Origin of the sequence: Streptomyces sp. NBC_00083 (assembly GCF_026343295.1) — a bacterium.
Classification (GTDB): domain Bacteria; phylum Actinomycetota; class Actinomycetes; order Streptomycetales; family Streptomycetaceae; genus Streptomyces.
Map to the genome: position 1 here is coordinate 88491 of NZ_JAPELY010000002.1, position 20510 is coordinate 109000.

Genomic DNA, 20510 nt, shown 5'->3' on the forward strand with positions numbered 1-20510 from the left:
CGTGCCTCCAACTCGCCTGTTGGATAATGGAGTTATCCATGGATGACACCTTGGATGATGGCGTTGTCCGAGGGAGGGCGCAAGGGATGCGGCTTGCGGAGTTGAGCGGGCGGAGCGGGGTCTCCACCGCGATGATCAAGTACTACCTGCGGCAGGGCATGCTGGCCCCGGGCCGCAAGGTCGGCGCTACCACCGCCGAGTACGACGAGAGCCATCTGCGCCGGCTCCGCCTCGTGCGCGCCCTGATCGAGGTCGGCCGGCTCCCCGTGGCGACGGCCAAGGAGGTCATCGGGTACGTCGACGACGAATCCCTCGACCGAACGATCCGGCTCGGCGCCGCCCTGTGGGCACTGCCGCACGGACCCGACCCCGACGACGGCGACGCGTCGGTGGCCGCCGCCCGCACCGAGGTGGACCGGCTCTTCGAACTGCTCGGCTGGGCGACCGCGCGTGAGCTCGGCGACCTCTCGCCCGACCACCGCGCGCTGATCGTCGCCGTCGCCACGCTCAACCGGCTCGGCTACCCCTGGGACGCCGAACTCATGGCGCCGTACGCCCGGTTGATGCACCAGGCCGCAGCCCGCGACCTCGACTTCGTGGAGAGCCACCCCTCCGAGGAGGAGAAGGTGGAGACGGCCGTCGCCGCGACCATCCTCTTCGAACCGGTGCTGCGCGCCCTGCACCGCCTCGCCCAGCAGGAGGAGTCCGCACGCCGGTACGGCCTGTAGCGAGGCCGGCGAGCACGGACGCGAGCCGCGCCCGCCCCGGTGAGCCGGAACGGGCGCGGCAGCAACCGCCCTCTGCTGTCTAGCAGTTGGAGTGCGTCGGCCTGCCCGCGAATCGGTCGCCGAGCCAGTTCGCGGCGGGGACCCCGCCCACCGTCACGCCGCCGATGTGGCCGAGCAGCGGCAGCGCGTGCCACTCCACGTCCGTGCCCCGGGCGCACCAGTCGGCGCGGAGCTGCTGTCCGACCGCGTACGGGATCAGCTCGTCGACGGTGCCGTGGTAGAGGTAGACCGGCGCGTCCGGACGGTGGGTGCCGAGCTTGGACTCGGCCAACCTGGCCTGCCAGTCCGGCTGTTGGAGCGGGTTCTTCACCGTCAGGTCCGTCACGTGCTTGAACGAGCCCACCGTGGTGTCGACCGCCACGCAGTTGTTCTTGAAGTAGTCGACCAGCGACCTGCCCGCCGGGTTCAGATACGCGTCCAGTTTCAGCTCGGGGAAGGCGGCGTCCTGGCCGGCCGCCGCCATGAAGATGAGGCCGGAGCCCAGGCCGCCGTCGTTGGCGGAGGCCACCTTCATCAGGTCGGCCGGGACGCCGCCGGTCGCGGTGCCCTTCACCTTCAGGTCGGGTGCGTAGGAGTCGTGCAGCTCGGCCGCCCAGCTGCTCGCCTGGCCACCCTGCGAGTACCCCATGATCCCCACGGGGGAGCCGGCGTCGACGCCGGGGATGCCGAGGCGCTCGGCGGCGCGGGCCGCGTCCAGGACGGCGGTGCCCTCGGCGCGGCCGACGGTGTAGGTGTGGTCGCCGGGCGTGCCGAGCCCCTCGTAGTCGGTGACCGCGACCGCCCACCCCTTCTGCACCACCTGGTTGATCAGGGTGGCCTCGACGGCCGTGCCGTACGGGAAGTTGGCGCTGGGCGCGCAGGAGTCGCCGAGCCCGACCGTGCCGACGGCGTACGTCACGAGGGGGCGCGGGCCGGTGCGGCCGTCGTTGGGCACGATGACCGTGCCGGAGACGGTGTTCGGGCCGCCCCTGGCGTTGGTGGAACGGTAGGTGACGTGCCAGGCACGGGTGTTGGTCCACTGGCCGGGGAGCGGGTGGAACGCGGTGGGTGACTGGGTGAGGACGTCGCCCGGCGCGGGGGACGGGGCGTCGTCGGCGAATGCGGTGGGGGTGGCTGCCGAGAGGAGGAGTGCGGCGGCTACGGCGCCGGCGACTCGGATACGGACGTGCATGCGGCTCTCCCAACGGTCCGATGGGGCTGGGCAGTTGAGGAGAAGGTAGTGACTGACCGGTAGGTACGGAGCTGACCGTACCGCTCACCTTCACTGACCGGGGTTGACCGCACCGCCCGGCGCGCGGCCGGCGCGGGCTCAGTGCTCCAGGCGGTAGGAGCCCGGTGTCGTCCCCGTCCAGCGGCGGAAGGCACGGTGGAAGCTGGTGTCCTCCGAGAAGCCGAGGCGCGCCGCGATCTCCGCGATGGGCTCGCGGCCCTCGGCGAGCCCCGCGATCGCGGCGTCCCGCCGCACCGCGTCCTTGAGCTGCTGGAACGAGGTGCCCTCGCGCGCGAGGCGGCGGCGCAGGGTCGCCGGTGACATGGCGAGCCTGGCCGCCGTCTCCTCCAGGGTGGGCAGCCGGGGCGAGGCGCGCAGGGCGCCCGAGAGCGCCCGCCCCACCTGCTCGCCCACCGTCGTGCCGTACGTGTGCCGGCTGAGCAGCTCGAAGGGTGAGCGGCGCAGCATCTGGCCCAGGGCCGCCTCGTCCCGTACGAGCGGCGCGGTCAGCCAGCGCGCGTCGAACACCGCCTCGGTACGGGCGCCGCCGAAGCGCACCGGACAGCCGAACAGCGACTCGTACTCGGCCCCGTGCCGGGGCGGCGGATAGCCGAAGGCGGCGCGGGCGAGCGGGATGCGGCGGCCCACCAGCCAGCTGCACAGCCGGTGCCAGATGATCACGAGGCACTCGGTCAGGAACCGGTCCTCGTCCTGGCCCGCGAGATCGCCCCGCACCGTGAACACGGCTTCCCCGCCCGCCACTTCGAGGGCGAGGTCGGGTCCGTGCGCGAACAGGCCGTAGAAGGCGGTGCCCCGGTGCACGGCCCCGCCGAGGTCGCGGCAGCCGAGCACGGCGTAACACATCATCGCGAACGTGCCGGGGCGGCTGGGCGCACCGCCGAGGCCGAGGAACTCGTCGCCCGTCGCCCGGTACAGGGCGCGGAAGAGGTGGGCGAACTGTGCCGGGGTGACCCGCGCCCGGTCGTCCCCGAGCAGCAGCGGAGGGATCCCGGCCGCCTGGAGCAGGGGCACGGTGTCGACGCCGTGCCGCTCGGCGCCGCGCAGCACCGCCCGTACGTGGTGCACGGTGATCGTCGGCGTCGCCATGGTCAACGACCGTAGCCGGATTGAGCGTTGAGGTCAGCCGGGGTGACGTTTCCCGTCATCCCGCACGGCCCCCACCGTACTTACCGTCGGGGCATGACCCCACAGAGTGAGCACCGTGAGCCCACCGAGCACCAGGAGCCGTCCGGCCGTCCCCGCACGCTCGCCGTGTTCACCGAGTGGGCGGCGGAGCGTTATCCGGACCGGCCGGCGCTCCGGTTCCGCGACGCCGCCGGAGGCTGGGTCCCGGTGACCTACACCGAGCTGCGCGCCACCGTACGCCGCACCGCGCTGGGCCTCCTGGCGCTCGGCATCGGGGCCGGCGACCGGGTGGCGATCCTCGCCGAGACCCGGCCCGAGTGGACGTACGCGCACTTCGCCTGTCTCGCGGTGGGCGCGGTCGTGGTGCCGGTGTATCCGACGGCGGGCGACGAGGAGACCTCCTGGGTGCTCTCCGACTCCGGCGCGAAGGCGGTCTTCTGCGAGGGGCCGGCGGAGGCGGCCCGCGTGGCGGAGCTCCGCCCGAAGCTGCCCGCGCTCGCCCACGTCCTGCCGATGACGGGCCCCGACGGGCCGGCCGCGGCGGGCGGGGCGACGGAGGGGCCGACCGCGGCGGGCGGGGCCGAAGTCTCCCTCGGCGACCTGCTCGCACGGGCCGAGGCGGTGCGCCCCGAGGACGACGCCGAACTCGTCTACACCTCCGGAACCACCGGGCTGCCCAAGGGCTGCCGGCTCACCCACGGCAACCTCGGCGCCGTCCAGGACGCCACGCTCCACCTCATCCAGGGCGGGCCGGGCGACCGCACCTACCTCTACCTGCCCCTCGCGCACCTGCTCGCCCAGCTGATCCAGTTCTCCACGCTGCTGTACGGCGGCGAGCTCTGCTACTTCGGCGGGCGCATCGAGGACGTCGTCGGCGAGCTGGCCGAGGCGCAGCCGACCCACCTGCCGTCCGTGCCGCGCCTGTTCGAGAAGGTCTACTCGGTGGTGCGGTCGCTCGCCGAGGCCGAGGAGGGCGGGGCCGAGCGGTTCGACGCGGCGGTCGCGGTCGGCGTCCTCGCGGCCGACGGTGAGCTTCCGCCCGAGCGCCGCGCCGCGTACGAGGCCGCGGACGCCTCGCTGTTCAGCCTGGTCAGGGCCGCGTTCGGCGGGCGCCTCCGCTGGGCCCTGACCGGCGGCGCCCCGATCGACCCGGCCGTCCTCGACTTCCTGCGGGCCTGCGGGATCCAGGTCTTCGAGGGGTACGGGATGACCGAGTCCGCGGGCGTCATCTCGCTCAACCACCCCGGTGCGGTGCGGTACGGCACGGTGGGGCGGCCGGTCCTCGGGTGCGAGGTGCGCATCGCGGACGACGAGGAGGTGCTCGCCCGGGGCCCGATGGTCTTCCCGGGCTACCACGCGAACCCCGGGGGCACGGCGGACGCGCTCGACGCGGAGGGGTGGCTGCACACGGGGGACCTCGGGGCGGTCGACGCGGACGGCTACCTGACGATCACCGGCCGCAAGAAGGACCTGATCATCACGTCCGCCGGCAAGAACCTGACGCCCTCGCACGTCGAGCTGGCCATCGAACGGTCCCGGTTCGTCTCGCACGCGGTGATGGCGGGCGACCGGCGGCCGTATCCGGTCGCGCTGATCACGGTGGAGGCGGAGGCGGTGGCGGGGCGTGATGCGGCGGAGGTGCGCGAGCTGGTGGGGCGTGCCGTGGCTGAGGCCAACGAGCAGGTGTCCCGGCCGGCCCGGATCCGGGCGTTCGCGGTGCTGCCGCGGGACTTCACGGTCGAGGGGGGTGAGCTGACGCCCACGCTCAAGGTGCGGCGGAGGGTGGTGCTCGACCGCTACGCCCAGGAAATAGCCGCGCTGTACAAGTAGCCCGGCCACCCCCCAGCCCCGCGGGCCCGGCGAGAGCCGTTTCGCACAGTTCCGGCTGCGGGCCGGTGGGGCCGTTTCGCGCAGTTCCCCGCGCCCCTGTAGGGCGCCCGACGCTTTCGAGATCCCGGCCCGCACCGGAATCTTTAGGGGCGCGGGGAACTGCGCGGGCAACCCAGCACGGTCCGCGGACGACGGCGGGCCCGGGGTCCCCAGGGGCGCGGGGAACTGCGCGGGCACCCTGCACCCGAAGGCAGCCGCACCCGAAGGCACCCGCAACCGCCGCGCGCAAAAGGCAGGAGCCCCGGTCCACAGGGACGGGGCTCCTTGGGTACTGCTAAGTCAGCGATCGCCAACCCGGAGAAGTTAGGCCGGGATGACGTTCTCCGCCTGCGGGCCCTTCGGGCCCTGAGTGACGTCGAAGTTCACGACCTGGTTCTCCTCCAGGGAGCGGAAACCAGACGCGTTGATCGCGGAGTAGTGGACGAAGACATCCGGGCCGCCGCCGTCCTGGGCGATGAAGCCGAAGCCCTTTTCAGCGTTGAACCACTTCACGGTTCCGGTAGCCATAAGCCCTCCTTGGGCCAAAGGGTTGCCCTGCTCCAGAACCTGCAAACAAGTCTGAAAACTACAAAAGCCTGCGGGTTACATGCTCCGCAGGCTCTGTACTGCAAGGGAAACCAAACTGCAACTTGCGCTGAGCGTAGCACGCAGCTCGGGTGGCGCGGTAGAGGGAAAGATCACTTCACTCGCAAGTATGTGCACCCTCCTCGGGGGCCCCGCGCCCCCGCGCCACACCGCCCCCGGCAGGCCCGGCGCCGTCCACGGAGTGGGACGGGTCTAGCCTCGGCATGTGGACAATTCAACCAGCCCCCAGCACCACGGCGGCCGGCCGCGCGTCGGCCACATCCAGTTCCTCAACTGCCTGCCCCTGTACTGGGGCCTGGCGCGGACCGGAACCCTGCTCGACCTGGAGCTGACCAAGGACAGCCCCGAGAAGCTCAGCGAGCAGTTGGTGAACGGCTCCCTCGACATCGCGCCGATCACCCTCGTCGAGTTCCTGCGCAACGCCGACGACCTGGTCGCCTTCCCGGACATCGCGGTCGGCTGCGACGGGCCGGTCATGTCCTGCGTGATCGTCTCGCAGCGTCCGCTGGAAGACCTGGACCGGGCGCGCGTAGCGCTCGGCTCCACCTCACGGACCTCCGTACGGCTCGCGCAGCTGCTGCTCGCCGAGCGGTACAAGGTCACCCCCGACTACTACACGTGCCCGCCCGACCTCGGCCTGATGATGCGCGAGGCGGACGCCGCCGTGCTCATCGGGGACGCGGCCCTGCGGGCCTCGCTGCACGACGCGCCCCGGCTCGGGCTCCAGGTCCACGACCTGGGCGCGATGTGGAAGGAGTGGACGGGTCTGCCGTTCGTCTTCGCCGTGTGGGCGGCCCGCAAGGACTACCTGGCCCGCGAGCCGCGCGTCGTCCAGCAGGTGCACGAGGCGTTCCTCGCCTCGCGCGACCTCTCCCTGGAGGAGGTCACCAAGGTGGCCGAGCAGGCGGCCCGCTGGGAGGTCTTCGACGCCGATCTCCTGGAGCGCTACTTCACGACGCTCGACTTCCGCTTCGGTGCCGAACAGCTCGAAGGCGTACGGGAGTTCGCGCGGCGCACCGGCCCCACGACGGGCTTCCCGTCGGACGTGGGTGTGGAGCTGCTCGCACCGTAACGCTGCTCGCACCGTAACGCTGCTCGCACCGTAACGCTGCTCGCACCGTAACGCTGCTCGCACCGTAACGGCGTCGGCGGTGCGGTCCGGGACGGGACTCAGGCCGGACTCAGGACGGGGTTCAGGACGACGGGACCGGGGCGAGCATCTGCTTGCTGATCCACTCCATGGTCCCCTCGCCCATCCCCTTCACGTACGTGTGGGCGTTGTGGGTGCCGCCCGGGATCATCTGGAGGCGGGTCTTCACCGGCCCCTTGCCGTACGTCGCGATGAACTGCCTGACCTTCGGCACGACCGTGCCCTCCTTGGTGCCCACCTGGAAGGCGAGGGCGACCTCGGGACCCCTCTTGTCGATCAGCTCCTGCGCCAGCTTCTCCGGGTTGTTCGCCTGCTTCTCGGCGTCATGGCCGGTCCACAGCGGTGAGTCCGGCACGATGTCGGGGCCGGAGGCGATCGCCGCCTTGAACAGGTCGGGCCGCTTGAGCACCGACTTCAGGCCGACGAAGCCGCCCGACGAGGAGCCCATGAAGGCCCAGCCGTCGCGGGAGCTGAAGGTGCGGAAGTTGGCCCGCACCAGGTTCGGCACGTCCTCGGTCATCCAGGTGCCCATCTTCGGCTGCCCCGGGATGTCACTGCCGTCGTAGTAGTGCTTGGCGTCCGGGTTGAGGACCGGCATGACCACGATGAACGGCAGGCTCTTGCCGGTCTTGGACCATTCGCTGATGCTGCTCTGCAGCTTCAGGTCGGTGCCCATCCAGTAGTTCTTGGGGTAACCGTTTCCGCCCGGCAGCGCGATGAGCACCGGGAAGCCGCTGTCGCGGTACTTGGGGTCGAAGTACTGCTTGGGCGCCCACACCCACACCTTGCCCGTGAACCCCGACTTCGCGCCCTTGAGCGTGGTCACGCCGATCTTGGTGCCGTCGCCCAGCGAGCTCTGCGTGGTGAACTCGGCCTTCGGCCCGGTCGGCAGCAGCGTCTGCGCCGCGGCGCCGCTCTTGGCGTCACCGTTCTTCGCGCCCGCGTCACCGTCCTCCTGTCCGGCCCGGATCGACGCCTGGGCGGAGGGGCCGCTCGGACCCGAGTCGAAACTGACCGGCTTGCCCTCGTCCGAGCAGCCGGTGACCAGCACGATCGAGCCGATGACGGCGGCGCCTATCAGAGCGGCGGGACGGCGACGGTTCATTCGGGGGCTCCGTGCGTATGGGGATCGGGGAGGGCGGGGCGGCGGGGCGGGCGCGGCCCGAGCGGAATTGTGGGCGATTGGGCATGAACCACGCCAGTCAAGAGTGCGGAACGCGCTGTTCGGTTCTCTCACAGCGCCCCGGATCCCTCCCGGCCGGGGGTGATCCCGCGCACGTACGCCTCTACGCTGCTGTGCGACCGGCTTGAACGGGTGGGCAGTGGGGGGAGCGCCGCGATGCAGTCGTTGCAGCCGCTGGAAGCGGGCGAACCGCACACGATCGGCTCCTACCGGCTGCTCGGCCGACTCGGCGCGGGCGGCATGGGCCGCGTGTATCTGGGCCGCAGCGCGGGAGGTCGCACCGTCGCCGTGAAGGTGGTGCACCCCCACTTCGCGCTCGACGAACAGTTCCGGGCACGGTTCCGGCACGAGGTCGAGGCGGCCCGCCGGGTCGGCGGCCAGTGGACCGCGCCGGTCCTCGACGCCGACCCGGAGGCGCCGGTGCCGTGGGTGGCGACGGGCTATGTCGCGGGGCCCTCGCTGACCCAGGCCGTCATGGACCGCGGCCCGCTGCCCGAGCGTTCGGTACGCGCGCTCGGCGCCGGGCTCGCCGAAGCGCTGGCCGCCGTCCACGCGCTCGGCCTCGTCCACCGTGACGTGAAGCCGTCCAACGTGCTGCTCACCCTCGACGGCCCGCGCCTCATCGACTTCGGCATCGCCCGCGCCACCGACGGCACCGCGTCGCTCACGGCGAGCGGCGTCTCCATCGGCTCGCCCGGCTACATGTCGCCCGAGCAGATCCTCGGCCGTGGCGTGACCGGTGCCGCCGACCTCTTCTCGCTCGGCGCGGTCCTCGCGTACGCGGCGACCGGCGAGCCGCCCTTCCCCGGCGACTCCTCGGCCGCGCTCCTCTACAAGGTCGTCCACGAGCCGCCCGAGCTGGGCGCGGCCCTCACCGGCGAGGTGCGGGACGCCGTCGCGTCCTGCCTCGCCAAGGACCCCGCGGACCGCCCGGCCCCGACCGCCCTCGCCTCCCGGCTCGCCCCGGCCGGTGCGGCGGACCTGGTGCGCGGGGGCTGGCTGCCGGGACCGCTCGTCGAGGACGTCAGCCGCTCGGCGGTGCGGCTGCTCGACCTGGAGCCCAGGGACACGCTCTCCGGCTCGGGCCCGATCCCCTTCAGCAGCCCGGCGATCGGCGGCGCGGCAGGCACCTTCGGCCCGCCCGACGCCTCCTACGGCCCCGCGGATCCGGACGGCCCCGCGGGCGCAGGCTCGTACGGCCGGGCGGACGCGCACGCGTACGGCCACCCGGAGCCGCCCTCGACCGGTCCCGCCGAGCGGGGTCCGCGCGTCGCCCTGTCGCTCGCGACCGAGAGCGAGCCCGGGGAGCGCGGCCGCGGCCGCCGGGTGAGCTGCACGGTCGCCCTCGCCGTGGCGGGCGCCCTGGCCACCGTCACCCTCGGCGCCGCGTTCCTCTACGACGTCCTGCCGGGCAGCGGCGGCGGCTCCCACAACTCCGGCGCCCAGCACGCGAGTTCCGCCCCGGCCACCGGCTCGCACGCGCCGGACCCGGCGGGCCCGGCCCCGGCGTCACCGTCCGAGGGAGGCCAACTGCCCAGCGTGCCGGGCGAGTTCACCGGTACCTGGAAGGGCGTCCTCGCCCAGGACAACGGCACCTCGGGGTACGAGTACACCGCCGTGATCACCAGGGGCGCCAAGGGGACGGACGTGGTGCACACCACCACGACGGTCGGCCCGCTCCAGTGCCACGGCGTCGGCGTCCTGGACTCCGCCACCGCGCGCGTCCTGCACATCACCGAACGCACCGACCCGTCCGAGCCGTCGACGTTCGGCTGCACGGGCGCCACCGCCACGATGACGTACACCCTCCAGGCGGACGGCACCCTCCGCTTCGTGTCGCAGGAGGCCGCGGCGGGCCGGCCCACGGGAACGCTCAGCAGGCAGTAGCCCTCCCGGGCCGCACGCGTTTCGCACCCGCCCCGCGTACCTACCCGTTCCGCCGCGGCACCCGCCGCCTTACGGGCACCCTGGGGGCGTGAACGTGTTGCTGATCGTCGTCGCGGCCGGGTGGGGTGCGGGCGCGGGGTGGCTGCTGGCGCGGCCGGGGTACCGGCTCGCCGTCGAACCCGGGGAGCCCTGGCGCACCGACTGCCCCGCCGGACACCCGCTCGGCGGCTCGGGCGGAGGGCTGCTCGGGGCCGCCCGGTGCGGGCGGTGCGAAGGGCGGGGCCGCTACGGACGGCCGGAGGCCACCGCCCTCGGCACCGCGTCCCTCTGCGCCGCCCTCGCCGCCGCCACCGGGCCCCGGCCCGAACTCGTGGTCTGGCTGCTGCTCGCCCCGCTCACCGTGCTGCTCTGCCTCGTCGACCTCGCGGTGCGCCGGCTGCCCGACGCCCTGACCTTCGCGCTGGCCGGCGCCGCCGCCGCGCTGCTCGGGCTCGCCGCGCTCGCCCCGCACCACGCCGGCTCCTGGTCCACCGCCCTGCTCGGCGGGCTCGCGCTCGGCGGCGGATACGGGGTGCTGTTCCTCATCAACCCGGCGGGCCTCGGCTTCGGCGACGTGAAACTCGCGCTTGGGCTCGGCGTGATGCTCGGGTGGTACGGGTGGCCGTGCCTGTTCTCCGGGGCGTTGCTCGGGCTCGTCCTGGGCGCGCTGTACGGACTCGGACTCCTGCTGCTGCGCCGGGCGGACCGCAAGGCGGCGTTCCCGCTCGGCCCGTTCCTGATCGCCGGAGCCTTCGGCGGGCTGCTGCTCGGCGCGGCCGCCGCCTGAGGCCGGGTCACAGCCCCCGATCAGCGGGGGACGCCCGCTGGCGTACGCTGGATCGGTCCGCCCGTAACCCTTCCGAAAGGGACACCCCCCGGTGACTGAGAAGGCCGATCTCCAGTCCGTTCTCGACCGCGCCGCCGAGGGTGGGCGGATCACCCCCGAGGAAGCGCTCGACCTGTACCGCTCCGCGCCGCTGCACGCGCTCGGCTCCGCCGCCGACGCGGTGCGCCGCCGCCGGTACGCCGGCACCGAGCACATCGCGACGTACATCATCGAGCGGAACATCAACTACACGAACGTCTGCGTGACGGCGTGCAAGTTCTGCGCCTTCTACGCCGCCCCCAAGGACACCGACAAGGGCTGGACCCGCGACCTCGACGACATCCTGCGCCGCTGCGCGGAGACCGTGGAGCTCGGCGGCACGCAGATCATGTTCCAGGGCGGACACCACCCCGACTACGGCGTCGAGTACTACGAAGAGCACTTCTCGGCGATCAAGAAGGCCTACCCCCAGCTGGTCATCCACTCCCTCGGCGCCTCCGAGGTCGAGCACATGGCCCGCATCTCCAAGGTGAGCGTGGAGGAGGCCATCAGCCGCATCCACGCCGCCGGGCTCGACTCCTTCGCCGGCGCCGGCGCCGAGATCCTCCCCGAGCGCCCGCGCAAGGCGATCGCCCCGCTCAAGGAGTCCGGCGAGCGGTGGCTGGAGATCATGGAGACCGCGCACGGCCTCGGCGTCGAGTCGACGTCCACCATGCTCATGGGCACCGGCGAGACCAACGCCGAGCGCATCGAGCACCTGCGCATGATCCGCGACGTACAGGACCGTACGGGCGGCTTCCGCGCGTTCATCCCGTACACCTACCAGCCCGAGAACAACCACCTCAAGGGCCGCACCCAGGCGACCATCTTCGAGTACCTGCGCATGATCGCCATCGCGCGGATCTTCCTCGACAACGTCGCCCACATCCAGGGTTCCTGGCTGACCACGGGCAAGGAGGCCGGCCAGCTTTCGCTGCACTACGGCGCCGACGACCTGGGCTCGGTCATGCTGGAGGAGAACGTCGTCTCGTCGGCCGGTGCCAAGCACCGCTCCAACCTCATCGAGATGATCGACATGATCCGCAAGGCGGACCGGGTGCCCGCCCAGCGCGCCACCACCTACGAGCACCTCGTCGTGCACGACGACCCGGCCAACGACCCGGTCGACACGCGCGTCCAGTCGCACATCTCCTCCACCGCGCTCGCCGGCGGCACCGCGCACCCGGAGCTCAAGCTCCTCGCCTCCAACTGAGGCCGTGATCCCGAGGTGTTGACGATCCACGCCGCCGAGCTGCTGCTGCCCGGGGACCGCGCGCCGGTCCCGGGCGGCGCGGTCCTCGTCGACGGCGACCGGATCGCGATGATCGCGCCGTACGAGGACGTGGCGGACGCGCATCCCGCCGCCCGCCTGCGCCGCTGGCCCGGCGTGCTCACGCCCGGCCTGGTCAACCGGCACGGCGCGGCCCTCCTGGAGCACACGTACTTCCCCGACGACCCCTTCGAACTCGACGAGCTGGGCGGCGAGCCGCTCACCGGGGCCGCGCTCGCCGCACTCGCGCCGGGCGAGTCCCGCCGGGGCACCTCGCGCACGGCGTGGTCGCGGTGACGGGCCCGCTGGCCACCCCGTCGGTACGAACCGCCGTGCACCGGGCGGGACTTGAGCTCCTGCCGGGCGCCGCGGCCGAGGGCCCCGCGCTCCTCGACCCGTTCGCCGCCACGGAGCCCGCCGACGCCTTCCGGGCGCCGCTCGCGGTGGGCGGGCCGGCCCGGTTCGCGGTCTTCGCGGTCCGCGACGAGGCGGCTCTCGCCGCGGAGGGCGCGGGGACGTGCGTGGCCACCGTCATCGGCGGCCGGCTCCTGCACCGGCGCCGCTAGCGTCGGCCCCGGCCCCGTTCGGCCCCGGTCAGCTCTTCGAGAGCGCCTTCGCGAAGGCGCCCGGTGCCTGGTCCACGCCGCTGCAACTGGCTTGCGCCACCGTCGAGTCGACGCCGTCCGCGCACTTCTGATCGCGGTACGACACCCACATGGACACCCGCCCGACCCCCTTGTCCCGCGCGAACGTCCGCACCTTCGCGGCGTCGTCGAGCGTGAACGTCTCGCCCTTGACGTCGTTGACGCCGATCATCGGCGTGATTCCGAGCCGCTGCCAGGCCGCGCGGTCGGAGAGCCCGAGCACCTGCTTGAGCTGGGCCTGCGCGGCGGTCGCCGCCGCCACCGCGTAGTCGCCCATGTCCGCGCCGAACGACGTGCCGTAGTTCATCGCCATGACGTTGACGGCCGAGACCGTCACCCCGTGCGCCCTGGCCGACGTGAGCAGCGCCGTCGCCTCGGGCGTCAGCCCCGTCGGCATCGCGGCGAGCGTGAACGTCACCTTCAGGGCGCGCTCCTTCTGGAGCAGGGCGATCGCCTCGGCGCGCCGGGTCAGGGCGGCCGGGTCGGTCAGGGCCGCGCCCTCGATGTCGAAGTCCGCCTCGGCGGCGCCGGCCGCGTCGAGCGCCGTGGCGTAGGCGGCGGCGAGCTGGGCCGGGGTGCGGCAGGTGAGCGCGAGTTCCTTGCCGGCCTGCCCGCCGAACGACACCCGTACCGCGGCGCCCGACTTCCTCAGCGCGACGGCCCGGTCCTTGACGTCCTGGTCCACGATCGCGGTGTCGTCGTCCCACACCGCGCGGCACGTGGAGCCGTGGGCGATCACGAAGGCCAGGTTGTAGACGGCGGGGGAGCCGATGGCGTCGGTCGGCGCGGCGGTGGTGGCGCTGACGTAGGGGGAGTAGGTGGTGGTCAGCGGGCCGGCCGCGGCCGGGGTGCCCTGTGCCTTCGGGGCGTCCGGGGCGGTCGGCCCCGCGGAGCACCCCGCGCACACCAGTGCGGCCAGGACACCGGCCGCCGCCCCCGCCGGCACTCTCAGGAAACTCCGCATCGTCGTGTGCTCCCGCTCTCGTGAATGTGCGCCCCCGTGGCACCGAAAGGAGAATGTACGTGGCTGCGCCGTGCCGGTCGGGGCCGGGCGCCCGGGGCTCCGTCGCGTGCTGCTTGAATGGGAAGCGTGACCCGCGCATCCCTGGACAAGCAGCCGCACGAAGTCGCCTCGATGTTCGACGACGTCGCGGCACACTACGACCTCACCAACGACGTGCTCTCCCTCGGGCAGACGCGGCTGTGGCGCAAGGAGGTCGCGAAGGCGGTCGACGCGCGCCCCGCACAGAAGGTGCTCGACCTGGCGGCCGGCACGGCCACGTCCTCGCAGCCCTTCGCCGCGGCCGGGGCGTACACCGTGCCGTGCGACTTCTCACTCGGCATGCTCAAGGTCGGCAAGGAGCGCCAGCCGCACATGCCGTTTACGGCGGGCGACGCGACGAAGCTGCCGTTCCGCGACGACACGTTCGACGCGGTGACGATCTCCTTCGGGCTGCGCAACGTGCAGGACACGGACGTGGCGCTGCGCGAGATGTACCGGGTGACCAAGCCGGGCGGGCGCGTCGTGATCTGCGAGTTCTCGCAGCCGACGTGGAAGCCGTTCCGGACGGTGTACACGGAGTACCTGATGCGCGCGCTGCCGCCGGTCGCGACGGCGGTCTCCTCCAACCCGGAGGCGTACGTCTACCTCGCGGAGTCCATCCGCGCCTGGCCCGCCCAGGACGCCCTGGCGGCGCGCCTCCAGGGAGCGGGCTGGTCGAAGGTGGCCTGGCGCAACCTGACGGGCGGCGTCGTGGCCCTCCACCGGGGCTTCAAGCCGTAGCCCCGCCGGCCCGGGGCGACCGGTCGCGCCACCCCGAACCCGGACCACCGCCCCCGCCCGGCGGGGGCGCCTGCGTTCCCGGGGTGCTCAGGCGTCCAACTCAAGCCCGAAGCACAGCACGTCCACACCGAGCTTCGCCGACGGGTAGGTCGTGGACCGGGTCATCCCGAGGCGTTCTGTCACCGCCACCGAACGTGTGTTGCGGGGATGGACCATCGCCACCACGCGCGGGACGCCCGCGGCGCGGACCCGGGGCAGGGTGGCGTGGGCCGCCGCCGTCGCGTAGCCGCGGCCCCAGTGGGTGCGGGCCAGGCGCCAGCCGATCTCGATCTCGCCGACCGGGCCCCAGTCGTCCAGCGGCCACGGCTGCGCGCCGGTGAAGCCGATGACCTCGTCGTCCTCGTCCAGCAACGTCCACAGACAGAAGCCGTGTTCGGCATCGTGCTTGCGCTGGCGGGCGGTCAGCTCCTCGTAGACCGAGACCTCGGCCGTGCGGCCGCCGTGGAACTCCATCACGTCCGGGTCGTCGAACACCCGGTGCCAGGCGTACGCGTCCTCCTCGGTGGGCACGCGCAGCCGGACCACCGGCAGGGACGTGCGCGGTACGGCGGACTCGGGGGACACAGAGCTCATGGCGGGGGCAACCCTTCGCGATGTCGATCAACGGCCACCCATAGACTGCACATGTCCTGTGCTTCTCGGCACGCAAATTCGAGTCTTCGGGAGATCCCGCTGTGACCGAGCCGCTCTCCGAACACACCGCGGACGTGATCGTCGTCGGCGCCGGCCCGGCCGGTTCGACGACCGCGTACTACCTGGCCAAGGCCGGACTCGACGTGCTGCTCCTGGAGAAGACCGCCTTCCCGCGCGAGAAGGTGTGCGGCGACGGGCTGACCCCGCGCGCCACCAAGCAGCTCGTCTCCATGGGGATCGACATCTCCGAGGAAGCCGGCTGGCTGCGCAACAAGGGGCTGCGGATCATCGGCGGCGGCGTCCGCCTCCAGCTCGACTGGCCGGACCTCGCCTCGTACCCGGACTACGGACTCGTCCGCAAGCGCGACGACTTCGACGAGCAGCTCGCCCGGCAGGCGCAGAAGGCCGGCGCGCGGCTGTACGAGCGCTGCAACGTCGGCGCCCCGATCGTGGACGAGCGCACCGGCCGCATCACCGGCGTCAACGCCAAGCTCGGCGAGGAGAAGACCCCGGTCACCTTCCACGCCCCGCTCGTGGTCGCCGCGGACGGCAACTCGACGCGGCTCTCCCTCGCGATGGGCCTGCACCGGCGCGAGGACCGCCCGATGGGCGTCGCCGTACGGACCTACTTCACCTCGCCCCGCCACGACGACGACTACCTGGAGTCCTGGCTCGAACTCTGGGACCGGCGCGGCCCGCAGGAGCGGCTGCTGCCGGGGTACGGCTGGATCTTCGGCATGGGCGACGGCACGTCCAACGTCGGCCTCGGCATCCTCAACTCCTCGTCCGCCTTCAAGGAGCTCGACTGGCGCGAGATCCTCAAGGCGTGGTGCGCGTCCATGCCGGAGGACTGGGGCTACACCCCGGAGAACATGACGGGCCCGATCCGCGGCGCCGCCCTCCCCATGGCCTTCAACCGCCAGCCGCACTACACCAAGGGCCTGCTGCTCGTCGGTGACGCGGGCGGCCTGGTCAACCCGTTCAACGGCGAGGGCATCGCGTACGCGATGGAATCGGGACAGATCGCCGCGGACGTCATCGTCCAGGCCCACGCCCGCGCGACCCCGTCTCAGCGGGAACTGGCCCTGCACGCCTACCCGAAGATCCTCAAGGACACGTACGGCGGCTACTACACGCTGGGCCGCGCCTTCGTGAAGCTCATCGGCAACCCGAAGGTCATGAAGATCGCCACCCAGCGCGGCCTCACCCACCCGCTCCTGATGAAGTTCACCCTGAAGATGCTGGCCAACCTGACCGACCCGACGGGCGGCGACGCGATGGACCGCATCATCAACGGCCTGTCGAAGGTGGCCCCGAAGGCCTGACCGCGCCGCCGGCCGGTCCCGAGCGGCCGGCCGGTCGGGACGCGGCGATGCCCAGGACGCCGGCGGCCGACGCCCAGAGCAGGAGGGGGAAGGCGGCGGCGCGTTCCATGCCGCCCATGCCGAGCATCAGGTAGTGGCGGGAGAAGCACAGGCCGGTCGCGGTGAGCGCCGCGGCTCCCAGCAGGCCGGTGCCCCACCGCAGGGGTGCCGGTACGTGGTCCCCGAGGCCGGACCCGGCCACCACGAGGCCGATGTTGCCGGCCGCCATGACGAGCAGGGCGCCCAGGACGTGCCTGCCCCGGTCGACGTCGGCGGGGACCACACCGGCCAGCACGTATCCGACGCCTGCGGTCACGAGCAGCAGCCGGGCCGCGGCGGCGGACCGGCTCGCGCGCCAGAGCGGACCGCCGGTCAGGGCGGCGCCCACCACGAGCAGCACCCCCAGGGCCACGAACGCACCGCTCATCAGGCCGTGTTCGGGGGAACAGATGTAGCGCGGATTGGGATCGGAACGCACCGCACAGTGGGCGTTGGTCAGGTCGCTGATGTTGTTCCGGGCCCAGCTGTACGGTCTGGCCCACGCCGACTGGGCGATCCCGTGGACGACGAAGAACTGCGCCACGCCCACGATCCACGCCGCATACCCGGTCCGGACTCTCACCCGTCCACCCTTCCGCCACGCGGACTCCGTGCGGACAGCCGGCTACGCGGTGCCGAGCACGTCGAAGACGTTCTTCTGGAGCCCGTTCGCGTACGCCTCGTGTTCCACGAGACGCAGCCGCTGGGTGTCCTTGTCCGCCGTGCTGAACAGGCGCTTGCCCGCGCCGAGCAGGAGGGGGAAGACCAGCAGGTGGTAACGGTCGATCAGGCCGGCGTCGGACAGCGCGTGGTTCAGGGCGGCGCTGCCGTGCACGATGACCGGGCCGCCCTCGGTCCGCTTCAGGGCGGCCACCTCGTCGAGTGAGCGCAGGATCGTCGTCTCGCCCCAGTCCGCCACCAGGTCGCCCTCCGTGAGGGTGGTGGAGACGACGTACTTCGGCATCGCCTTGTAACCGGCGAACTCCTCCATAGCGGGCCACACCGGGCTGAACGCCTCGTAACTGGCGCGGCCGAGGAGCATCGCGGTGGCCTCCTCCTGCTCGCGGCCCTTGATCTCGAACGCCTCGGGCAGGAACTCGACGTCCTTGAAGGTCCATCCGGCGTTGCGGTAACCGGGCTCGCCGCCCGGGGCCTCCACGACGCCGTCGAGCGAGATGAACGCGGTGCTGATCAGGGTGCGCATCGGGGGCCTCGATTTCTGCTGCTTCTGCGGGCTCAGCGGATTCTGCAAGTTCAGCGGGTGCTGCGGGTTCAGCGGGTGCTGCGGGTTCAGCGGGTTCGAAGGGGCACTCACCGCATTCTGACCCCCGGTCACCGTCAAACCCATCGGCCGCCGCGCGCGCCGCTCAGCTGCGCCGCTCCACCTCGTCCGTCCAGCGGACCGGGACCTCTCCGGCGAACCGGGACAGACCGGTGCGGAGTTCGTCCGGCGAGAGCCCGCCGCCCTGGCGGCGCGCCACGTACTCGTGGCGCCTGCCGTCGTGCAGCGTCACCCACACCGCGCGGTGGTGCTCGTAGCCGCCTGCGGTGCCTTCGTCGCCGATCTCCCAGATCGCGACGGTTCCGACCTCGATCTCCCGCACCTGCGACCAGGGCGCGTCGAACCGGCCGGCCAGATGTATGCCCGCCTCGTCCGCCCGGATGACGGGGCGCAGCGCCCCGTACACGCAGGCGACGACCAGGAACGCCCCGGCGCCGATGACGAACAGCGCGAAGCCCCAACCGAAGGCGAGCTTCGACCAGTCGACGGGGCCCTGCCAGGGGCGGATGCCGGTCAGCATCCACAGGCCGAGCACCATGAACACGATGCCGATCGCGGCGAACATGCCGAGCCCGTCGGCGTAGACCTCATAGGCCCGCGGTTCCGCGTCGTCCCGCGCCTGCTCGTCCATGCGCCCACCCCCTGACAGGGGATGCTGCCCGGATACGGGCAGAGTTCAACAATTCCGGGCATGCCGAAGGGCCGTCGCTCCCGAGCGGGGGAGTAACGGCCCTTGCAGGCGGTGCTTGTACGGCTCAGAAGGCTGCTGTGCGCCTCAGAGAACGCGGACGGCGCCCGAGGGGGAGTCCCAGTCCAGGCTGCGCTCGACGACGCCGGTGGAGGGGTTCTGCGCGCCGACGAAGTTGCCGCCGCCCACGTAGATCGCCACGTGGTACGCGGAGCCCTTGCCGCCCCAGTAAAGGATGTCGCCCGGCTGGAGGTTGGACAGCGACACCTCGGTGCCGGTGGCCGACTGGTCCTGCGAGACGCGCGGCAGGTCGACGCCGACCTGGCGGTAGGCGGCCTGCACGAGACCCGAGCAGTCGTACGCGCTGGAGCCGGTGGCGCCGGAGACGTACGCCTTGCCGACCTGGGCCAGGGCGAAGTTCACGATGGCGGCGGCGGAGCCCGTGGCGTTGGACGACTTGAACGAGGTCGTGCCGGTGGACGCGGCGGTCGAGGCCGACTTGAGCGTGGTGCGCTCGGCGGAGCGGGAGGCGCGCTCGGCGGCGTCGGCCTTCGCCTTGGCCTCGGCTTCGGCCTTCGCCTTGGCTTCGGCGGCCTTGGCCTCGGCGTCGTCCTTGGCCTTCTTGGCGTCCTTGGCGGCGGTGGACGCTGCGGCGTCCTGAGCGGCCTGGAGCTGGAGGTCGGCGGCAACTGCCTTGGTGGCCTGGGCGGAAGCGGCCGCGGTGGTCGCGAGGTCACCGGTCAGCGTGGGCATCTCGATGGTCTCGGTGACCGGCTGGGCGGCGATGGCCGGGGCGGCCGCACCTGCCAGCGCGATGGTGCTGAGTACGCCACCGGCAACTCCGGCCCGGAGCGAGACCTTCGAGGCGCTGCGGCGGGGCTTCCGGTGGCTGGGTATGTGAGCGGTGTGGGACATGGGAATAACCGCTATCAGGGGTTCAGGGTTCCCTTCAAGAAACGTGTGCTGCGCCACAGTTGGCCATGGAAGCGGTGAATCCGCTTCGTGACGGCGTTTATTGACGCCGTAACGGACAAACCCGGCAGGTGCTTTCAGGGCTGTGATCATGCGTTTTCCATGAAACGCCCGAATTGCCCGGCGCTTACCATCCCCTCACGTCGATGGCCAAGCCCCGTTGATTCCACGACCGTTGCTGCGTGACGCAGGTCACAGTGTGAAGGGATCCGGCCGACCGTGGCGAGCGTGCGGGTCTCGTGAACGTGTGCACGCGTCCACCTTTGGGCGGCGAAGTCCCTCTCATGGGTGAGCGGGGACCGCCTACCACTGACGCGCATCCATCGCCAATTTGCCTGTAGCGCACATCTCTTGATAATGCCAGACCGTCGCCGACCAGCGGTAACACCATCGAATGTCACGTCTCGTGATCACTCAGGCGCTTCGCGTATGAAGATCACCGCTCATCCGACTTCATGATCCTTCGTCAGGTGGTGGAGATCACAAAGGCGTTGTCGTACCCCGTGTCGCAGATCACAGACCGCCGGGCATAGGATGCGGGGCAGTCGGGCTTGTGAACTGCCTCACATGTACGCGATCTTCGCGCGGCATGAAGGAATGGCGAGGCGTTCGCAGAGCCCGCTGTGCGGTCCAACGGTCAAGGACGACTGGAAGGAGCGAGGAGCGTGAATGCCTACGCGCCCATCCTCGTGCTCGGCGCCCTCGGGGCAGGGTTTGCGATCTTTTCCGTGGTCATGGCCACGCTTATCGGCCCAAAAAGGTACAACCGGGCCAAACTTGAGGCGTACGAGTGCGGCATCGAACCCACTCCCACGCCGGCCGGCGGCGGTCGCTTCCCGATCAAGTACTACCTGACGGCGATGCTCTTCATCGTCTTCGACATCGAGATCGTCTTCCTCTACCCCTGGGCGGTCACCTTCGACGCCCTGGGGCTTTTCGGGCTCGTGGAGATGCTGCTCTTCGTGCTCACCGTCTTCGTCGCCTACGCGTATGTGTGGCGGCGCGGCGGTCTGGAATGGGACTGAGGGGCTG

General features: G+C 71.9%; 19 protein-coding genes and 1 pseudogene. 10 read left to right on the forward strand and 10 right to left on the reverse strand.

The genetic code is table 11. The features are described 5' to 3' along the window. Nucleotides 1-86 precede the first annotated feature (86 nt). Nucleotides 87-728 carry a MerR family transcriptional regulator gene (locus tag OOJ98_RS16835; protein WP_267055731.1) on the forward strand — a complete coding sequence of 214 codons (642 nt, stop codon included), beginning with the start codon at nt 87-89 and terminating at the stop codon, nt 726-728. A gap of 79 nt (nt 729-807) precedes the next feature. Here the strand turns inward: OOJ98_RS16835 and OOJ98_RS16840 are convergent, their stop codons facing one another. Next, nucleotides 808-1959 (reverse strand): lipase family protein, encoded by a 1152-nt coding sequence (locus OOJ98_RS16840; RefSeq protein ID WP_267055732.1) that lies wholly within the window; start codon nt 1957-1959, stop codon nt 808-810. Between the two features lie 138 nt (nt 1960-2097). Continuing rightward, entirely contained in the window at nt 2098-3105 is a 1008-nt protein-coding gene (locus OOJ98_RS16845; RefSeq protein WP_267055733.1) for an AraC family transcriptional regulator, read from the reverse strand. Between the two features lie 93 nt (nt 3106-3198). On the opposite strand from OOJ98_RS16845, the gene OOJ98_RS16850 reads away from it, so the two are divergent. Further along, nucleotides 3199-4974, forward strand: a complete 1776-nt coding sequence (locus tag OOJ98_RS16850; RefSeq protein ID WP_267055734.1) for a long-chain fatty acid--CoA ligase — start codon at nt 3199-3201, stop codon at nt 4972-4974. A gap of 363 nt (nt 4975-5337) precedes the next feature. Here OOJ98_RS16850 and OOJ98_RS16855 read toward each other — a convergent pair whose 3' ends face one another. Beyond that, entirely contained in the window at nt 5338-5541 is a 204-nt protein-coding gene (locus OOJ98_RS16855; RefSeq protein WP_267055735.1) for a cold-shock protein, read from the reverse strand. A 283-nt stretch (nt 5542-5824) separates the two neighbouring features. Between OOJ98_RS16855 and OOJ98_RS16860 the strand changes: the two genes are divergently transcribed. Continuing rightward, nucleotides 5825-6691 carry a menaquinone biosynthetic enzyme MqnA/MqnD family protein gene (locus tag OOJ98_RS16860; RefSeq protein WP_267055736.1) on the forward strand — a complete coding sequence of 289 codons (867 nt, stop codon included), beginning with the start codon at nt 5825-5827 and terminating at the stop codon, nt 6689-6691. Nucleotides 6692-6812: 121 nt separating this feature from the next. Here OOJ98_RS16860 and OOJ98_RS16865 read toward each other — a convergent pair whose 3' ends face one another. After that, nucleotides 6813-7874: an esterase family protein gene (locus OOJ98_RS16865; protein WP_267055737.1), complete on the reverse strand. Its 1062-nt coding sequence runs from the start codon at nt 7872-7874 to the stop codon at nt 6813-6815. 243 nt (nt 7875-8117) lie between these two features. On the opposite strand from OOJ98_RS16865, the gene OOJ98_RS16870 reads away from it, so the two are divergent. The 4 genes and pseudogenes from OOJ98_RS16870 to OOJ98_RS16885 all read left to right on the forward strand — a co-directional run bounded on the left by OOJ98_RS16870 (nt 8118) and on the right by OOJ98_RS16885 (nt 12579). After that, nucleotides 8118-9839 carry a serine/threonine-protein kinase gene (locus OOJ98_RS16870; protein ID WP_267056994.1) on the forward strand — a complete coding sequence of 574 codons (1722 nt, stop codon included), beginning with the start codon at nt 8118-8120 and terminating at the stop codon, nt 9837-9839. Between the two features lie 88 nt (nt 9840-9927). Beyond that, complete coding sequence (locus OOJ98_RS16875) at nt 9928-10665, forward strand: A24 family peptidase; A24 family peptidase; prepilin peptidase (protein ID WP_267055738.1); 738 nt, start codon at nt 9928-9930, stop codon at nt 10663-10665. Nucleotides 10666-10756: 91 nt separating this feature from the next. Then, nucleotides 10757-11956, forward strand: a complete 1200-nt coding sequence (gene mqnC / locus OOJ98_RS16880) for a cyclic dehypoxanthinyl futalosine synthase (RefSeq protein WP_267055739.1) — start codon at nt 10757-10759, stop codon at nt 11954-11956. Between the two features lie 15 nt (nt 11957-11971). Next, nucleotides 11972-12579 (forward strand): annotated as a pseudogene (locus tag OOJ98_RS16885) (hypothetical protein). Nucleotides 12580-12607: 28 nt separating this feature from the next. Here OOJ98_RS16885 and OOJ98_RS16890 read toward each other — a convergent pair. Continuing rightward, nucleotides 12608-13621 carry a hydrolase gene (locus OOJ98_RS16890; RefSeq protein WP_267055740.1) on the reverse strand — a complete coding sequence of 338 codons (1014 nt, stop codon included), beginning with the start codon at nt 13619-13621 and terminating at the stop codon, nt 12608-12610. A gap of 126 nt (nt 13622-13747) precedes the next feature. Here OOJ98_RS16890 and OOJ98_RS16895 point away from each other — a divergent pair, with 126 nt between their 5' ends. Then, nucleotides 13748-14440 carry a demethylmenaquinone methyltransferase gene (locus tag OOJ98_RS16895; protein ID WP_267055741.1) on the forward strand — a complete coding sequence of 231 codons (693 nt, stop codon included), beginning with the start codon at nt 13748-13750 and terminating at the stop codon, nt 14438-14440. A gap of 87 nt (nt 14441-14527) precedes the next feature. Here the strand turns inward: OOJ98_RS16895 and OOJ98_RS16900 are convergent, their stop codons facing one another. After that, nucleotides 14528-15073, reverse strand: a complete 546-nt coding sequence (locus OOJ98_RS16900) for a GNAT family N-acetyltransferase (protein WP_267055742.1) — start codon at nt 15071-15073, stop codon at nt 14528-14530. A gap of 101 nt (nt 15074-15174) precedes the next feature. On the opposite strand from OOJ98_RS16900, the gene OOJ98_RS16905 reads away from it, so the two are divergent. Next, entirely contained in the window at nt 15175-16458 is a 1284-nt protein-coding gene (locus OOJ98_RS16905; protein WP_100578782.1) for a geranylgeranyl reductase family protein, read from the forward strand. Here the strand turns inward: OOJ98_RS16905 and OOJ98_RS16910 are convergent. The 4 genes from OOJ98_RS16910 to OOJ98_RS16925 all read right to left on the reverse strand — a co-directional run bounded on the left by OOJ98_RS16910 (nt 16424) and on the right by OOJ98_RS16925 (nt 19421). Further along, a complete protein-coding gene (locus tag OOJ98_RS16910; protein WP_267055743.1) occupies nt 16424-17119 on the reverse strand; it encodes a DUF998 domain-containing protein in 696 nt (231 codons plus the stop codon). The two genes, OOJ98_RS16905 and OOJ98_RS16910, sit on opposite strands and share 35 nt — an antisense overlap. A 42-nt stretch (nt 17120-17161) precedes the next feature. Next, the gene (locus OOJ98_RS16915) at nt 17162-17740 is read right to left on the reverse strand and encodes a dihydrofolate reductase family protein (protein ID WP_267056995.1); all 579 of its coding nucleotides are present in this window, start codon (nt 17738-17740) and stop codon (nt 17162-17164) included. A 163-nt stretch (nt 17741-17903) separates the two neighbouring features. Beyond that, on the reverse strand, nt 17904-18449 hold the full coding sequence (locus OOJ98_RS16920; protein ID WP_267055744.1) for a hypothetical protein: 546 nt from the start codon (nt 18447-18449) through the stop codon (nt 17904-17906). Between the two features lie 144 nt (nt 18450-18593). After that, nucleotides 18594-19421: a C40 family peptidase gene (locus tag OOJ98_RS16925; RefSeq protein WP_267055745.1), complete on the reverse strand. Its 828-nt coding sequence runs from the start codon at nt 19419-19421 to the stop codon at nt 18594-18596. Nucleotides 19422-20143: 722 nt separating this feature from the next. On the opposite strand from OOJ98_RS16925, the gene OOJ98_RS16930 reads away from it, so the two are divergent. Next, nucleotides 20144-20503: an NADH-quinone oxidoreductase subunit A gene (locus tag OOJ98_RS16930; RefSeq protein WP_030494815.1), complete on the forward strand. Its 360-nt coding sequence runs from the start codon at nt 20144-20146 to the stop codon at nt 20501-20503. Nucleotides 20504-20510: the final 7 nt, after the last annotated feature.

What these genes read in the sequence shown, in the direction of transcription:
- OOJ98_RS16900 (WP_267055742.1), bottom strand. Translation starts at nt 15,073, where the DNA reads ATGAGCTCTGTGTCCCCCGAGTCCGCCGTACCGCGCACGTCCCTGCCG.
- OOJ98_RS16890 (WP_267055740.1), bottom strand. Translation starts at nt 13,621, where the DNA reads ATGCGGAGTTTCCTGAGAGTGCCGGCGGGGGCGGCGGCCGGTGTCCTG.
- OOJ98_RS16915 (WP_267056995.1), bottom strand. Translation starts at nt 17,740, where the DNA reads ATGCGCACCCTGATCAGCACCGCGTTCATCTCGCTCGACGGCGTCGTG.
- OOJ98_RS16835 (WP_267055731.1), top strand. Translation starts at nt 87, where the DNA reads ATGCGGCTTGCGGAGTTGAGCGGGCGGAGCGGGGTCTCCACCGCGATG.
- OOJ98_RS16855 (WP_267055735.1), bottom strand. Translation starts at nt 5,541, where the DNA reads ATGGCTACCGGAACCGTGAAGTGGTTCAACGCTGAAAAGGGCTTCGGC.
- OOJ98_RS16925 (WP_267055745.1), bottom strand. Translation starts at nt 19,421, where the DNA reads ATGTCCCACACCGCTCACATACCCAGCCACCGGAAGCCCCGCCGCAGC.
- OOJ98_RS16850 (WP_267055734.1), top strand. Translation starts at nt 3,199, where the DNA reads ATGACCCCACAGAGTGAGCACCGTGAGCCCACCGAGCACCAGGAGCCG.
- OOJ98_RS16845 (WP_267055733.1), bottom strand. Translation starts at nt 3,105, where the DNA reads ATGGCGACGCCGACGATCACCGTGCACCACGTACGGGCGGTGCTGCGC.
- OOJ98_RS16840 (WP_267055732.1), bottom strand. Translation starts at nt 1,959, where the DNA reads ATGCACGTCCGTATCCGAGTCGCCGGCGCCGTAGCCGCCGCACTCCTC.
- OOJ98_RS16920 (WP_267055744.1), bottom strand. Translation starts at nt 18,449, where the DNA reads ATGGACGAGCAGGCGCGGGACGACGCGGAACCGCGGGCCTATGAGGTC.
- OOJ98_RS16865 (WP_267055737.1), bottom strand. Translation starts at nt 7,874, where the DNA reads ATGAACCGTCGCCGTCCCGCCGCTCTGATAGGCGCCGCCGTCATCGGC.